At 64.5% G+C, this 14,156-nt stretch carries 15 protein-coding genes; all 15 read right to left on the bottom strand.

Going from position 1 to position 14,156, the window contains the following annotated elements; translation table 11 throughout:
• Window positions 1-21 precede the first annotated feature (21 nt).
• Window positions 22-1,044, bottom strand: a complete 1,023-nt coding sequence (locus ACEN9T_RS21250; RefSeq protein WP_252693372.1) for a pilus assembly protein TadG-related protein — start codon at window positions 1,042-1,044, stop codon at window positions 22-24.
• Between the two features lie 31 nt (window positions 1,045-1,075).
• Window positions 1,076-1,522: a TadE/TadG family type IV pilus assembly protein gene (locus ACEN9T_RS21245; protein ID WP_092971838.1), complete on the bottom strand. Its 447-nt coding sequence runs from the start codon at window positions 1,520-1,522 to the stop codon at window positions 1,076-1,078.
• Window positions 1,523-1,568: 46 nt separating this feature from the next.
• On the bottom strand, window positions 1,569-2,513 hold the full coding sequence (locus tag ACEN9T_RS21240; protein WP_092971837.1) for a type II secretion system F family protein: 945 nt from the start codon (window positions 2,511-2,513) through the stop codon (window positions 1,569-1,571).
• A gap of 62 nt (window positions 2,514-2,575) precedes the next feature.
• The gene (locus tag ACEN9T_RS21235; protein ID WP_092971836.1) at window positions 2,576-3,553 is read right to left on the bottom strand and encodes a type II secretion system F family protein; all 978 of its coding nucleotides are present in this window, start codon (window positions 3,551-3,553) and stop codon (window positions 2,576-2,578) included.
• Window positions 3,554-3,565: 12 nt separating this feature from the next.
• Window positions 3,566-4,930, bottom strand: coding sequence for a CpaF family protein (locus ACEN9T_RS21230; RefSeq protein ID WP_092971835.1), 1,365 nt, complete (start codon window positions 4,928-4,930; stop codon window positions 3,566-3,568).
• Window positions 4,931-4,976: 46 nt separating this feature from the next.
• Window positions 4,977-6,170, bottom strand: a complete 1,194-nt coding sequence (locus ACEN9T_RS21225; protein ID WP_092971834.1) for an AAA family ATPase — start codon at window positions 6,168-6,170, stop codon at window positions 4,977-4,979.
• Between the two features lie 81 nt (window positions 6,171-6,251).
• Entirely contained in the window at window positions 6,252-6,560 is a 309-nt protein-coding gene (locus ACEN9T_RS21220; RefSeq protein ID WP_092971833.1) for a hypothetical protein, read from the bottom strand.
• A 31-nt stretch (window positions 6,561-6,591) separates the two neighbouring features.
• Window positions 6,592-8,487 carry a type II and III secretion system protein family protein gene (locus ACEN9T_RS21215; protein ID WP_413706981.1) on the bottom strand — a complete coding sequence of 632 codons (1,896 nt, stop codon included), beginning with the start codon at window positions 8,485-8,487 and terminating at the stop codon, window positions 6,592-6,594.
• Window positions 8,488-8,634: 147 nt separating this feature from the next.
• A complete protein-coding gene (gene cpaB / locus ACEN9T_RS21210; RefSeq protein WP_413706980.1) occupies window positions 8,635-9,492 on the bottom strand; it encodes a Flp pilus assembly protein CpaB in 858 nt (285 codons plus the stop codon).
• Between the two features lie 363 nt (window positions 9,493-9,855).
• Window positions 9,856-10,389: a prepilin peptidase gene (locus ACEN9T_RS21205; RefSeq protein WP_413708494.1), complete on the bottom strand. Its 534-nt coding sequence runs from the start codon at window positions 10,387-10,389 to the stop codon at window positions 9,856-9,858.
• Between the two features lie 131 nt (window positions 10,390-10,520).
• The gene (locus tag ACEN9T_RS21200; RefSeq protein WP_027678035.1) at window positions 10,521-10,697 is read right to left on the bottom strand and encodes a Flp family type IVb pilin; all 177 of its coding nucleotides are present in this window, start codon (window positions 10,695-10,697) and stop codon (window positions 10,521-10,523) included.
• 515 nt (window positions 10,698-11,212) lie between these two features.
• Window positions 11,213-11,428 carry a Flp family type IVb pilin gene (locus tag ACEN9T_RS21195; protein ID WP_092971830.1) on the bottom strand — a complete coding sequence of 72 codons (216 nt, stop codon included), beginning with the start codon at window positions 11,426-11,428 and terminating at the stop codon, window positions 11,213-11,215.
• A 633-nt stretch (window positions 11,429-12,061) separates the two neighbouring features.
• A complete protein-coding gene (locus ACEN9T_RS21190; protein ID WP_092971829.1) occupies window positions 12,062-12,586 on the bottom strand; it encodes a TPM domain-containing protein in 525 nt (174 codons plus the stop codon).
• A 15-nt stretch (window positions 12,587-12,601) separates the two neighbouring features.
• Window positions 12,602-13,462: a TPM domain-containing protein gene (locus ACEN9T_RS21185; protein ID WP_413706979.1), complete on the bottom strand. Its 861-nt coding sequence runs from the start codon at window positions 13,460-13,462 to the stop codon at window positions 12,602-12,604.
• A gap of 13 nt (window positions 13,463-13,475) precedes the next feature.
• Window positions 13,476-14,102, bottom strand: a complete 627-nt coding sequence (locus ACEN9T_RS21180) for a LemA family protein (RefSeq protein WP_092971827.1) — start codon at window positions 14,100-14,102, stop codon at window positions 13,476-13,478.
• Window positions 14,103-14,156: the final 54 nt, after the last annotated feature.

Below are 14,156 nucleotides of genomic sequence, written 5' to 3'. Positions count from 1 at the left end.
CCCCGTGGATGCTCTGCGTGCCTAGTTCGCGAGGCGTGGCGGCACGTAGGCGCCGTAGTTGGTGCCGGAACCGCCTCCGCTGACCTTCGTGTTGGTTGTGAAGTTGCCTTCGATGTAGGAGTGTGTGCCGTTGGTGAAGATCCTCGTGATCGTGAAGCCCGCAAACGCGACCACGGGCGAGCTTGATCCGGGGACGACGTTGGCCACCACGGGCATCGTCACGGTGTAGGGCAGTGGAGGAATTGCGTTATAGACGCTGGTTTTCACGCCGGTGGAGATGTTGATGCTGTCACCGATGCTGACGGTGGTCGGGTTGCCGCTCGTGACCAGACCTTTTTCGGTGTTGGCATCGGTGGCGCCCCCAAAGCCGGTCCACTCGCCGCTGGCGCAGGTCGGGCTGCTGGCAGGGTAGCTGGCGTCGATGTCGATTACGTAAGGCTTGCCGGTCGATGGGTCGATCAGTGGCTGATTGGTGGTGTAGTTCCAGTACAGATCGAACAGGCACTTGTTGAGCGCCACCGGAAACAGTGCGCCGGGATTGGCCGTGCCGGGCGCAGCCATGACGGCGACTGCCGTGGCGCGGATATCCGCCGTGCCGCCACCAAACACCCAGGTGAGCCAGCCCTTTACAGCGCCACCGTTGACACCCGAGGCGCGGGTAATGGTGACCTGCACACCCGGTACGTCGTTGGTTCCCGGCGTGATGGTTTGTGCTTGCATGCCAGCCGGGCTGCCCGTCAGGTTCCAGTAACCCGCGACCACGGTACCGGTGGCGAGTTGCGTCCCATCGGAGGCATTCAGCTGGACCGCGTTTGTGCCTTTCGTGACAGCGTTGGTCCACTGCGGCGTGGGGTTGGCCGGATACAGCCCGGCGGCACCGGCTAGTGCGGCGGCATCTGCGGCGTTCTGCAGCTCATTGCGCACCACATACAAATGCGCGACATCGACGGCGATGGCGCCAACCGACAGAAAGACAACCAGCAGCATCGGAGAAATCACCCCGATGGCGCCGCGTTGCCGAAGGGTAAGGGTTCGCTTGGTCATGACATACCTCGCACAGTGCAAGAGCTGCGGGTTACTCGCAGAGCATGGTGGTCTGCGCGCTCATCGCCAACGACCCGGTGAAGGGCGCCAGGCGGCCCAAGACCAAACCCGTGAACGTGTACGACACCGTGACGGTGAGCGGGTTACCGCTGGCCGAGCACGTGGTGACTGCGCCGACGGTGCAATTGGAGGCGGCGCCGAACGTTACGAGCCGGTTCTGGCAGTAGTTGGTTGCCACGCTCTGGATCTTGGTGCTGGTTGGCACCGGCGAGCTGAAGATCACACCCGCCCGCGCTGCCTCACGGCTCGCGTTGGTGATGACGGCCTTGTCGTACCACGCCGCGCCAAATTCGACGATGCCGAACACGACCAGCAGCAGGATCGGAAAGACCAGGGCAAATTCGACACCGGCGGCGCCGCGCATCTTGCGCGTGCGGGCAGGGCGGTGCGCGGTACGTTGGAAGGCACGGGAGCGCATGATGGTCTCCTTGAAGCGATGGCGGGGTCGGCTGTTTGACTTCGATTTATTGCTGGGCCGCGACCGAGCGCAGTGCGCCAATTACCTGGATGGCAGCGGGGCCCAGCAGCACGACAAACAGCGACGGGAAGATGCAGAAGATCAGCGGGAACAGGATCTTGGTGCCGATCTTGGCGGCGCGCTCTTCAGCCAGCATGTGGCGCTTGGTGCGCAGCATGTCCGAATGCACGCGCAGCGATTCCGCCACGCTGGTGCCGAATCGGTCGGCCTGGATCAGCATGGCCACCAGCATGCTCACGTCTTCCACACCGGTGCGGGCGGCCAGGTTGCGCAGGGCCTTTTCACGTGCGAGGCCGGCACGCAGTTCGAGTGTCAGCAGTTCATACTCTTCGGCCAGCGCCGGGCGTGCGGTGCGCATTTCTTCCACCACGCGCAGCACGGCGGCATCCAGCCCGAGGCCTGCTTCCACGCACACCATGATGAGGTCCAGGCTGTCCGGGAACGCCTCGAAGATGTCGCGCTGGCGGCGGCGGATCTTCGCGCGCAGCACGATGTTCGGCAAGTAGAAGCCAAGCAGCGCCGCGGCGAACAGCACGCTCAGGAATTCGTTCTGGTGGTTGGCGTCGAAGCGCCCCAGCAGCGCCACCGACAGCAGCAGCGGCAGCCCGATCGCCAGCAGCGTCTTGATGCCGAAGTAGATGGCGGGTGCATCCGGCGAGCGCCAGCCGGCATGCACGAAACGCAGGCGCAGGTCGGAGGCGTCCCAGCCGTCTTTGGGCAACGACGCCTTGGCCAGCGGCTTGGCGATCTGGCTGATCTTGTGCAGCCAGTCGTTGGATTTGTCCTGCGGCACGAGGCTCGGTGCTTCACGGTCAATTTGTCCGAGGCGCCGCTGCAGCGCACTCGGCCGCAGCACGTTGAGTGCGACCAGCACCGCGCCAAACACGATGATGAACGTGCCGCCAAGCAAGACTGTCTGTGCGATCTGCATGTCCGTTCAGGGTTGCCCCCGCCTCCGAATTCTGTTCTGTGCTCTATGGCGCTGATGTCGTGTCAGATGTGGATGCGTACGATCTGGCGGATCCACAACACGCCCACGCAGGTCATCACAATGGCGGTCCACATCATTTGAATGCCGGTCGGGTCTTTCCACAGCGTGGACATCAATTCCGGGTTCAACTGGTAGACCACCACCGCCATGCCGGGCGGCAGCGCGGTCAGGATCCAGCCGCCGAGCCGGCCCTCTGCAGACAGCACGCGCACCTTGTCGAGCAACTGCAGGCGCTTGCGGATGAGCGAACCCACGTTGTCCAGGATCTCGGCCAGGTTGCCCCCCGATTCACGCTGGATGAGGATGGCGATCACCAGGTAGCGCAGGTCGTCCACCGGCACGCGGTCGATCAGGCCGGCGAGTGCATCGTTCAACGAGACGCCGTAATTGATCTGGCCGAACACCATCGCCAGCTCGGTACCGATCGGCTGCGGAAGTTCATCGCCGGCCATTTCCAGTGCGCTCGGCAGCGAGTGGCCGGCACGCAGCGCACGGCTGATCAGATCGGTCGCCTCCGGCAGCTGCGCTTCGAGCTTCATCAGCCGGCGCGTGCGTCGATGCAGCACATAGAACAGTGGCAGCGAGGCACCCGCAGCGGCCAGCGCAGCCGATGCCACCCATGGCGGGTTGAGCGTTGAGATACCGATGACTACCGCCACCGGCGCGATGAGGGTGAGCGCCAGAAACCGCGCGACCGACCAATCGAGCCCCGATTGCAGCAACAGCAGGTCAAGCCGATTGACGCGCGGCAGCTTGCCCAGCAGCGCCGCCACTTCCTGCGATTCCGCCAGCACGCGCTGCTTGAGAATGCTCTCGTCGGCGCCGTGCCGTGCGCTGCTGAGCAGGGCCATCTTCAGCCGCTGGCTCAGGCGCTTGGCAGTCTGGCTGTGGCGGCTGTCCCACCACAGATACACACCCGATACGCCCAGCGCAATGGCCACGAAAACCGAGAGCGTGAAACCGATCACCATGGTGTCCATGTCGGTTCTCCTTTAAACCTCGTATTGCACTGAGGGGTCGTACAGCGTCTCGGGCAGATGGATGCCGAAGGCCTGCAGACGTTCCGAGAATTTGGGCCGCACGCCCGTCGCGCAGAAATGGCCCTTGATGCGGCCGTCTGCGTCGATACCCTTGCGGCGGAAGGTGAAGATCTCCTGCATGTTCACGACTTCGCCTTCCATGCCGGTGATCTCTTGCACGCTGACCAGCTTGCGATTGCCGTCGGTTAGGCGCGTGACCTGCACCACCACCGTCAGTGCGGAGGTGATCTGCTGGCGCATCGTCTTGGGCGGCAGCTGCAGGCCCGCCATGCTGACCATGTTCTCCAGCCGGGTAAGCGCATCGCGCGGCGTGTTCGCGTGGATGGTGGCGAGCGATCCTTCGTGCCCGGTGTTCATTGCGTGCAGCATGTCGAGCGCTTCGGCCCCGCGCACTTCGCCGAGGATGATGCGATCTGGCCGCATCCGCAGTGCGTTCTTCACCAGCGAGCGCTGGGTGATCTCGCCGCGGCCCTCGATGTTGGCCGGGCGCGTTTCCAGGCGCAGCACATGGTTCTGGCGCAGTTGCAGTTCGGCCGCATCTTCAATGGTGACGATGCGCTCGTTCGTGGGGATGTAGCCCGAGAGGATGTTGAGCAGCGTCGTCTTGCCGCTGCCGGTGCCGCCCGAGATCAGGATGTTGAGCTTGGCCTTGACCATGGCGTCGAGCAGCTGCGCCATTTCCGGCGTCATCGTGCGGAAGTTGATCAGGTCCTGGATCGTCAGCGGGTTGACGGAAAAGCGCCGGATCGACAACAGCGGCCCGTCAATGGCCGAGGGCGGAATGATCGCGTTGATACGCGAGCCGTCGGGCAGCCGTGCATCCACCATCGGGCTGGATTCATCAATGCGGCGGCCGACGCGCGACACCATCTTCTCAATTACGCGCATCAGGTGTGCGTCGTCGTGGAACGTCACGCTGGTCAGCTCGAGCTTGCCGCGGCGTTCCACGTACACGTACTGGTGTGTGTTGACCAGGATGTCGGAGACGGTCGGGTCTGCCAGCAGCGGTTCGAGCGGGCCGTAGCCGAGCATCTCGTCCTGCACGTCGGAGACAAGGCGGCGGCGTTCACTCTCATTGAGCTGGTGCTTGCCTTCGTCGACGATCTGTTCGACCAGTTGCGCCAGCTCGCGCTTGATCTGCTCGGGCGTGAGATGCTGCAGGCGGCTCAGTTCAACGCGGTCGATGATGATCTGGTGCACATCCTGCGCCACCTGCTGATAAGCCGCGCTGGTGTGGCCGTTCGAGCCGTTGGCGTACGCAACACGCTGGGGTAGTGCCTCGCCGGCTTGCTGAAAGAGTTGTTCTCGCAATGACATGATGGGCTCCACGCGATCGATGGGTTAGGCACTTGTCAGGCGCTTGTTAGGCTCGTACCGGCGCCGGCACTTGGTTGGCATGGCCGAACAGCTTGCGCAGCAGGCCGTCGCGCTGGTGCTGCGTGGCAGGAAAGAGCTGGCGCGCCATGTCCATCAGCGCGCGGCTGATATGACTGTTCTCGGCCATATCGAGCACGGGCCGGCCCTGGTTGACGGAGTCGCGTACGGCGGTCGGGTCATACGGCAGCACATGCGAGACGGGCATCCCGAAGGCGCTTTCCATGGTGTTCTGCGTCAACGGAACGCGCTTGTCGTACTGGTTGACGACGAGCTTCAGCCGTTCTGCTCGATAACCGAGCGAGTGGCATATCTCCATCAGGCGCCGGCCGGCGCGCAGGTAAGCGAGGTTCAGTTGCAGCACGGCGTAGATCACGTTGCTGTGGTCCAGCACCAGGATCGACGCCGGGTTGATGTCCTGCCCCAGGTCAAACACCACCACGTCATACATCGATGCGGCCAGCGTCAGCAGACGTTCCAGATGCATCGCCTTGATCTCGCCCGCCTTGATCGGATCACCCGCGCCGGCCAGTACGTCGAAGTTCGCGCTGACGTGCGTCACGCAGGTATCGAGCAGGGAGGCATCCAGGCGGTCGATCTGGTTGCAGACGTTGGCCAGCGTTGCCGGCGGGGTCTGGTCGGTCACCAGGAAGGCGGCGTCGCCGTATTGCTGACAGAGATCGACCAGCAGCACATGCTTGCCGTGCCGGGCGCTGAGCACATGTGCAAAGTTGGCGGCGGCGAAGGTCGTACCGCTACCGCCCTTGCACGACAGAAACGACAGAACCTGGCCTTCGTTGCGCGAGCCGGACAGCGCATGGCTCGTGCAGCGTTGCAGCTCGTCGCGAAACTCGTGCGCATCGGGCGGCCAGGGCAGCACGCATTGCACGCCGGCGCGCATGGCACGCATCAGCAGGTCGGCAGACGGGTTCTCCGTCAGCAGCATGCACAGCGTATCGGGGCGGTCCGTCGTCAGCCGGCGAAGTTGTTGGATGTCGTCGGTGCTGAAGCTGGCCGCTTCCAGGATCAGCAGATCGGCACCCTGCGCAAGACCCGGTTGGCCGAGTGCCTGGGCCGGGGCAGTGCACGTGCGCTGAACGACGTGGCTGGTGGCCTGTGCAATCAGCCCTGCGAGGTATTGCAGGTGCGATTCGTCGGCGGATACGAGAGCGATCTTGGCCATGGCCGGGCTCCTGTGAGCGTCTGGTGACGCGCCGCGCGAGGCGGCGCGTTTTCCTCTTTCTGCGTTCTTGCGTGGTGCGATCTACCGGTTCTGTGAATCCAGGCTGCTGCCCGAGCCCACACCCACGGTGAAGGCGCTGACGTCGGCCGACGGTTTCACGAACTGCGTGTTGTAGCGGTCCATCGCGGCGGTGGCGGCACGCCCGTCGACGCCAGTCACCGGATCGGCGTTTGCCGATGCATTCGGGTTGAGCGTCTGCATGGCCTGCACCGAGCGGACGGCCTCACCGAAGTGCTTGTCGTACACCGGAGTGGTTGTCATGCACCCGGTCAGGGTGAGGGCGATTGCGCTGCAGAGTCCCGCCCGCGCCAGCTTCGAAGTGATGTTCATGATTCGTCTCCTTGAAGGTCGTGCGGTCGGTTCAGTCGTGGAAGGGCTGTTCGCCCATCGACACGAAGCGGCGTGCGTCGGGTGCCGGCGCCATGGCGGCAGGCGCGGGCGGTGTGCCGTTGTCGGCCGGTGCTGCAGGTGCCGTGGCGGCTGCGGGTGCTTGCGCTTCGGCTGCGGTGTCGGCTGCAGCAGATGCGCTTGCGGCGGGGGCTGGCGCTTGAACAGGTTCGGCGGCGGGCATTGCGGCGGCGGTTGCGGTTGCAACTTCCGCGGCCTTCGGTGCCGGCAGTGCGGAAGCCGGTGCCGCCGTGGCGGCCGGTGCCTTGGCCGGCTTGGCCTTGTGGCCTTCCATGTTGCCGTTGAGCAGGATCTCGCCGGTGTTGACCTGGCCGAATGTGTCGGTCGGCAGCGGGTAGTCGGCAGGCAGCGGCTTGACCAGGCGCGGCGTGACCACGAACACCAGCTCGGTCTGGTCTTGCTGGAAGCTCGTGCTGCGCGCCAGCGCACCGATCACAGGCAGCTCGCCAACACCGGGGATCGCCTTGAGGCTGCCCGTGATGTTGTTCTTGATGAGCCCGCCGATGGCAAAGCTCTGGCCGTCGTGCACCTGCAGCGTGGTGGAAGCGCGCCGGGTGGTGATCAGCGGCAGGATCTGCGTGTTGTTGCTGTTGGGCGCAGTCACCGCCACGCCCGTCGGCGACAGCTCGGATACCTCCGGCGACACCTTCAGGTTGATGCGGCCGTTTTCCATCACCGTGGGGGTGAAGCGCAGGCCCACGCCAAAGGTTTCTTCCTGCAGGATGACGGTGCTGGTTCCGCCCACGGCGGCACCTTGCGCCACCGGAATGAACACCTTGCCGCCGGCGAGGAAGCTGGCTTCCTGCCCGCTGATGGCCATCAGGCTCGGCTCTGCCAACACCTTGACGAGCCCGTCGCCCTTCTGCGCATCAAGTGCAAACTTCAACGGCAGACGGTTGTTCTTGCTGAAGTTGACGATGTCGTTGGAGCCCGACAGGAAGTTGGCGAGCGCGCCCACCGACCAGCTGCCGAAGGCACCGGCCACGTTCAGCGCGGAGCCCATCTGGTCGATCAGGGTCTTGGAAACTTCCGCCACCTTCACTTCCAGCATGACTTGTTGCGGGGCTTCCACCGCCATCATGTTGATGATGCGCGGGCTGCGCAGCGGCGCACCGTTCTGACCGCCCGCATTCATCTGGCCGGCGGCTTGTTGGCCACCGCCGCCTTCTTCACGCACGGGACCACGCGACTGACGTGTGACAAACGCATTGGCGATGTCCACGATCTTCTGCGCCTGCACCGAGTCGGTCACCGTGCCGCCCAGCACGATGCTGTCGGCTGCGGCGGAGACTTCGACGTTCTTTGCACCCGGCACCAGGCGGCGCAGTGCAGCTTGCAGGCCGGCCGGGTCAGCGCCCACCGACACATCGATTACCGTGCACGATCCACTGCGGCCCTGCACGATCATGTTGGTGGAACCGACTTCCAGCCCCAACACGTACAGGGTCTGCGGTGAGACCAGCATCGCCTGCACCACGCGCGGGTTGCCCACGGTGCGGCTGCGTACGGGTTCGGGCAACTGCACCATCGTCGACTTGCCGATGGGGACGGTCACCTCACTGTGTTCGCGCATGGCGCCGGTGCAGTTCGGTCCTTTCGGTGTTGGATCGCGGCTGGCTTCAGCGTTGCTTGCGCTGCCGATGGTCAGCTGGATCGGCCCGCTGGCCGACATGCGCATCGGCTTGGTTGGTGCCGCCGCGTTGTTGGTCAGGATGGCGGATTCCACGCCGACCTGCGCGTGCGCCGCACCTGCCCAAAGCCCCCCCAACATGGCCACTGCGGTTGCAGTCGCCTTCATGTACGTCCCCATGCAGCGTGTCTCGCCGCGTTGCGTGATGAGTCGGTTCATGGTGATCCCCCAGATTGGTTGTTCTGCAAGACAAGGCCGGTTATGTGTTGCCTGTGACCGTGCCGGAGCCCTCTTCCTGGGGCCTTTGGTCTGTTCTTCCTGTTTTCTTGTTGATCGTTGCCCGCGGGTTCCGTGGCGCGTTTCGCTTTAGAAGCACTCGGCGCTGTGATCCACGCCGGCAATCACGCCGATGCAGTTGCCGGGTGCGCGCTGCACAGCAACCACGCGGCGTACCACCTGCACCGTTTTGACCACCGGCACCGCCACGGCAGCCGTGATGGCGGGTTCCTTGAGCAGCGTGCTCTTGGTCGCGCCATTGGTATCTGCGGGTTGCGGGTCGATCTGGTTGCGCAGCACCAGAGAGAGCGTGCCTACGCTGCGTGCGAGGTCGAGCTTCTCGGCTTGTTCGGGCGTGACTTCCAGCGTGACGGCGTTCACGACCTTGGGTTTGGTGTCGTCGCGGTTGACCTCTTGAGCGACGGCCAGCACCAGGATCTTTTCCAGCACGATCTTCGAGATCGACTGATCGGACCGATCGCCGGCCACCGGCTTGCCGTCTTTGCTGTCTTGCAGCGTGTTGACGATGATGTCGACGTAGCTGCCCGGCAGTGCGAAGCCCGCCACGCCCACGACGTCATTCACACGCACGGTGATGGCCCGTTTGCCGTCGGCAATGACGGCCGACAAACCGCCCGCCGTGCCTTGCGGCGTGAGCTTCGATTCCAGCACCGGCTCGCCGCGTGTCAGGCTGGCGCGCACGACGCGGCCGCTGAGGGCTTGCGTGTCGGAGATGGCGCCCGGCGGCAGGCTGGCGGTGGGCCAGTCCACCACCTTGACGAAGTCCGGCGACAGGCGCTGGCCCAGGTCGATATCGGCTGCGGCCACCGCCACCTTGGTAATGCCGCTGCTGCTTTGCTGCGTGAGCCAGCGCGAGGCAAAGACCACCGCCGCAAGGCCGGCGATCGTGGCAATCAACAGCATGGAGAGAATGCGCAGGTTTTTCATTTCCCAACCCCACTCAGATGGTTCTCAATCCCACCGCCACTTGGTCCGAAGACACGTGACGGGCATGCACGGCCGGCCAATGCGCCGGTCGGCCGAAGACGACGGTGGAGAGGGAGGTGCGTGCCAGGACGGACGTGGCCCGCAGGCATGGCGATGGGGCGCCGCGCAGGTCCTGGCTTGCCCGATGGTGCGACTGGATTGACGCATGTCACTTCTCCCCGGTCCTGGACCGTTCTTGCGTGGTCCTTGATGCCTCGTATGTCTGGCGCGTGCCTGGTGGCGTTCATTCCGTCAGGCTGTCTGCGGCGACGCCGTGTGCTTGTCCAGCACCGCATCGGCACGCGTCAGGTGTTCCCCCCTCGGCTACAACACTCCCCACTTCACCAGCAACGTGCCTGCGGCAAACGCCACCGCGTACGGCAACTGGATCGTTCCGCTGCGCTTGCCCCCGGTTTCTGGCGAAGGCACGGCCTTGCCGCCGAATGGCAGCGACATCAGCAGCGTTGAAACCCCTGCAAACGAGCGTTGCGCGTCACGGCGCAGCAACACCATGGCAAGCGCGAGCACCCCGCCTGCCAGAAAACTCACGAAGGCAATGTGGAAGGCGCCGAAGGGCCCCATGAAGGCGCCGATCGCGCCCATCAGCTTTACGTCACCGGCGCCCATGCCACCGAGCAGGTAGACACCGATGCAAAGTCCCATGCCCACTGCTGCGCCACCGAGCCAGGCAAGCGCGCCTGCGGTGAAGCCTTGTGTGAGGCATTGCGCGAGAAGCGCAGCGACGAGGCCCGACGCCACCAGCCAGTTCGGGATGCGGCGCGAGCGCACGTCGCTCGCTGCGGCTATCACGATGAGCACGATCAGGCTGAGGTTCGCCAGGGCGCTCAGGCTTGTCATGGTGGTCATCTCGGGTTCCTCTCGGGCGATTGTTCTGGCTGTCCGCGCGGCATCGGGCGCCGCGGGCCAGCTTGTATTCCGCCGGATCAGGCCCGGGGCTGCCGGACCTGACCTGGGCGCACTGGCACTGCTCAGGCGGCGGCCGTCGACAGCTGGGTTGCGATCGAATTCCAGATGGCGCCGACCGCGGTCTTGACGGTGGTCCCGTAGGTCACCATCACCAGAGCCACAAAGGCCAGCAGCAGTGCGTATTCCACGCCGGCTGCACCGTCTTCTTCGCGCACGAAACGCTTGATCATGGCTTTCATTTCAATCTCCTCACGTCATGGTTCAAGGAAAGGCGCACCGCTGAAGATCGGGCGCTGGATTCTGGCCAGACAAGCCGGCCAAGGCCAAACCGGGGGTTCCGGAGATCGTGTGCGCACACCGGTGCCACACCGGCGCAAGGCCAGCATGTTCCGGAGCACGACAACACCAAGAGGCTCCCCCGACTTCACCAGTTCTCAGGGCTCGCACCGGCGTGGCCGCTGGTGCTCGCTCGCCCGGGCATCGCCGCAAATCGCAGCAGGTGCCCACTGGGCGCCGTGGGCTGGTCCACCATTCCTCCAGGGACCGGCTCACGCCTGAAAGTGCAACAACTTCCGTGTTCACCGCAGACGCTCCCAGCGGTTTGCTGGTCTCTGCAGCCGGCTGGCCTCTTTGTGCCAGCACGTTGACAACTTCCCCGTACGTCTTCTGTTCTGTTCGCTGCGCTGCTCGTCTGGCATGCGCTGTGTGCTACCGGCCCGTGGTGCGATTGCCCGCTGCCCAGGCCTTTGGAATATCAACCACCCGAACCACCGCCCTGCGAGCCCGATGATCCGAACCCGCCGGGTGTCATCAATACCGATGCCGCGTTGCTCCAGAAATCGCCCACGCTGGTTTCGACGCTCGCCATGACGGCAATCAGCACCAAAGCCACCATCACCAGCAACAGGGCGTATTCCACGCTGGCTGCACCGGTCCGGCGGCATTTGATGTGTTGGTCTTTGGTTTCCACGTCCCACCCCCTCAGGTGTGCGTCGATTCTGTCTTGTCTTTCCGAAACACCGTGCTGCTATGTCGGCGGGAGCAACAGAGCGACGAACGTGCCATTGCCGCTAAGTCCTTGATTTTCAATGGCTGGGCAGCCGTGCCAGCGTCTAGCCCAGGCAATTGGCCGGTGCTTGTTTCCCAAGCGTTACGCGCACTTTGTGCCGATTGCGATACAGCAAACGATGCCGCCGAATTAATTTGCGCAAACGCCAAACGTAAAAGTGACGCAGACGCGTTGTGCACCGCAAAAAGCCCCGGGTAAGCCCGCAGCCGTGCCAGTCACATCAATGCGTGCATTGCTGAAACATGCGGCCTCTGCCGAGACAAGATGGGATGCATCGGTGTCGTCCGGCGCGGCGTGGCCGCGAGGCGTCTTAGGGAGCGCGTTGCAGGAAAAGAGGCGAGCTTTATCGGGGAGGTGGCCTACGGCAGAACCGCGGCCTGAGCTTGACGCCTGATGCGCCGATGGCCATTCCCTCGTATGGAAGGATTAGGCGCGCGACCGACAGGGGTGACGCGGCCGGCCATGTCAAAACGGTTTCAGTTCTGAAACATGGCTCGGCACGGCCGGGGAAGAAACGAATAAAGCGTAGCGCCGTTACAGCACGATCGGCCGGTCGCTCAGCTCATTGGTGCGCGGCGTGCCATCGGAAGGCACGTGTGCGGCGAGGAGGTCGTTGATCTGCGCCAGCGCATCGAGCACCGGGGTCATGCTCACGCGCTGGGCAAAGCCGCGCGTGATGGTCTCGCAGATGGTGCGCCACGTATGCGCGTCGACTTTCGCGGCGATCCCGTGGTCGGCCAGGATCTCAACCGCGTGGTCGGCCAGGTTGATGTAGAGCAGCACGCCCACGTGCTCGCGCGTGTTCCACACCTCCAGCAGCCCGAACAGCATCCGGGCGCGGTGACGCGGCGATACACCAGCCCACGCGTCGCGCATCGGCAGCGAGCTTTCGATGACGACGCGCACTTCGCCGCGATGGCGTTGTTCGCCTTCGCGCACGGCGGCTTCGAGCTTTTGCAGTTCTGCCGGCGGAAACGCGCGCCTGGCGTGCGACGAGGTCGTCAGCAGATGGGTGAGGGCACGCCGGGCGCCGCGGTGATGTCGGGTCGTGGAAGCCATGGATGTGTTTACCGGTTACCAGTTGCCGGAGGCGCCACCGCCACCGAAATCACCACCACCCCCGCCGCCAAAGCCGCCGCCTCCACCGCCTCCGCCGCCAAAATCACCGCCTCCGCGTCCCCAGCCGCCCAATCCACCACCCAAGCCGCCGATGGTGCCAGGGCCCCACCCGCGATTGCCCATCATCACGCGCGAGCCGGGCCGGCCGGGCAGGCTGCCGGTCACGCGCCCGCCCGACCGCATGGCCGCGCTGAGCACGAAGAACACGATGATCGCGAGCGGAAACAGCACGGGCAGCCAATCGCCGATGCCGCCACCGGATTGCTGGCGCTTTGCCCGCTCAGCCGGCGGCAGGCTCTCTTGCGCAATGACGGTCTGGATGGCCGAGATGCCCGCTGACAGCCCGCCGTAGAAATCGCCCTGGCGAAAGTGCGGCGCCATCACGTCCTGCAGGACGCGCTTTGATTGCGCATCCGTCAGCGCCCCTTCCAGCCCGCGCCCGACCTCGATACGCATCTTGCGCAGCGACGCCGGGTTGTCCTTGGCGATGAGGATGATCGCGCCGTCGTCCACGCCCTTGCGGCCGGCCTTCCACGCATCGGCCACGCGGATGCCATACGCCTCGATGGGTTCCGGCGCAGTGGACGGCACCATCAGCACGAAGATCTGACTGCCGCGCTGCTGTTCGTAATCGGCCAGCACCTGTTCGAGCGCGCTTTTCTGCTCGGCGCTGAGCGTGCCGGTCAGGTCGGTTACGCGCGCAGCCAGAGGCGGTACGGCCACCATGTCGCTTTGCGCGCGCGCAGGTAGCGCGGCGGCCAGCCACAGGGCTGCAGTCAGCAGGAAGGCGAAGCAGGCACGCGCGCGTATCGACATGATCGTCAGCTCGTCAGAACTTCACCGCCGGGGCGGTGGAGATACCTTTCTCGTTCTCGACAGTGAAGTTCGGCTTGACCTGGTAGCCCATTACCTTGGCCGTCAGGTTGGTCGGGAAGCTACGCGCAAGCACGTTGTACTCCTGCACCGATTTGATGTAACGCTGGCGGGCCACCGTAATGCGGTTCTCGGTGCCTTCCAGTTGCGATTGCAGATCGCGGAACGACTGGTCAGCCTTGAGCTGCGGATAGTTCTCCGACACCGCCATCAGGCGCGACAGCGCGCTCGAAAGCTCGCCCTGCACCTGCTGGAATTTCTGGAACGCCGCCGGATCATTCAGCACCTCCGGCGTGATCTGGAAGCTGGTGGCTGCGGCCCGGGCCTTGGTCACCGCTTCCAGCGTGTCCTTCTCGTGCGAGGCATAGCCCTTGACCGTATTCACCAGGTTCGGAATCAGGTCCGCACGACGCTGGTATTGGTTGACGACCTCGGCCCAGGCGGCCTTGGTGGCTTCGTCTTTTGCCTGGAAATCGTTGTAGCCGCATGCAGAGAGGAACGGCGCAGCCAGCACGGCCAACGACAGCGCAAGCCAGCGCAGTCCCGAAAAACGCGTCGAACGGAAGGTCAGGGCAGGGGTCATGAAGTCCTCTAGATCTGAATCTGAAAAGAATGTGGCATGAGACCGACATCGTCG

It is taken from the genome of Ralstonia sp. Ralssp110, assembly GCF_047325135.1.
Taxonomy (GTDB): domain Bacteria; phylum Pseudomonadota; class Gammaproteobacteria; order Burkholderiales; family Burkholderiaceae; genus Ralstonia; species Ralstonia mojiangensis.
This window is presented reverse-complemented; position numbering and strand designations above follow the sequence as displayed.

Bases quoted from the DNA above. Each gene is read 5' to 3' on its own strand.
- ACEN9T_RS21200 (WP_027678035.1), bottom strand. From the start codon at position 10,697: ATGAAAGCCATGATCAAGCGTTTCGTGCGCGAAGAAGACGGTGCAGCC.
- ACEN9T_RS21205 (WP_413708494.1), bottom strand. From the start codon at position 10,389: ATGACAAGCCTGAGCGCCCTGGCGAACCTCAGCCTGATCGTGCTCATC.
- ACEN9T_RS21225 (WP_092971834.1), bottom strand. From the start codon at position 6,170: ATGGCCAAGATCGCTCTCGTATCCGCCGACGAATCGCACCTGCAATAC.
- ACEN9T_RS21245 (WP_092971838.1), bottom strand. From the start codon at position 1,522: ATGCGCTCCCGTGCCTTCCAACGTACCGCGCACCGCCCTGCCCGCACG.
- ACEN9T_RS21215 (WP_413706981.1), bottom strand. From the start codon at position 8,487: ATGAACCGACTCATCACGCAACGCGGCGAGACACGCTGCATGGGGACG.
- ACEN9T_RS21240 (WP_092971837.1), bottom strand. From the start codon at position 2,513: ATGCAGATCGCACAGACAGTCTTGCTTGGCGGCACGTTCATCATCGTG.
- ACEN9T_RS21220 (WP_092971833.1), bottom strand. From the start codon at position 6,560: ATGAACATCACTTCGAAGCTGGCGCGGGCGGGACTCTGCAGCGCAATC.
- cpaB (WP_413706980.1), bottom strand. From the start codon at position 9,492: ATGAAAAACCTGCGCATTCTCTCCATGCTGTTGATTGCCACGATCGCC.
- ACEN9T_RS21185 (WP_413706979.1), bottom strand. From the start codon at position 13,462: ATGTCGATACGCGCGCGTGCCTGCTTCGCCTTCCTGCTGACTGCAGCC.
- ACEN9T_RS21230 (WP_092971835.1), bottom strand. From the start codon at position 4,930: ATGTCATTGCGAGAACAACTCTTTCAGCAAGCCGGCGAGGCACTACCC.
- ACEN9T_RS21250 (WP_252693372.1), bottom strand. From the start codon at position 1,044: ATGACCAAGCGAACCCTTACCCTTCGGCAACGCGGCGCCATCGGGGTG.
- ACEN9T_RS21180 (WP_092971827.1), bottom strand. From the start codon at position 14,102: ATGACCCCTGCCCTGACCTTCCGTTCGACGCGTTTTTCGGGACTGCGC.
- ACEN9T_RS21190 (WP_092971829.1), bottom strand. From the start codon at position 12,586: ATGGCTTCCACGACCCGACATCACCGCGGCGCCCGGCGTGCCCTCACC.
- ACEN9T_RS21235 (WP_092971836.1), bottom strand. From the start codon at position 3,553: ATGGACACCATGGTGATCGGTTTCACGCTCTCGGTTTTCGTGGCCATT.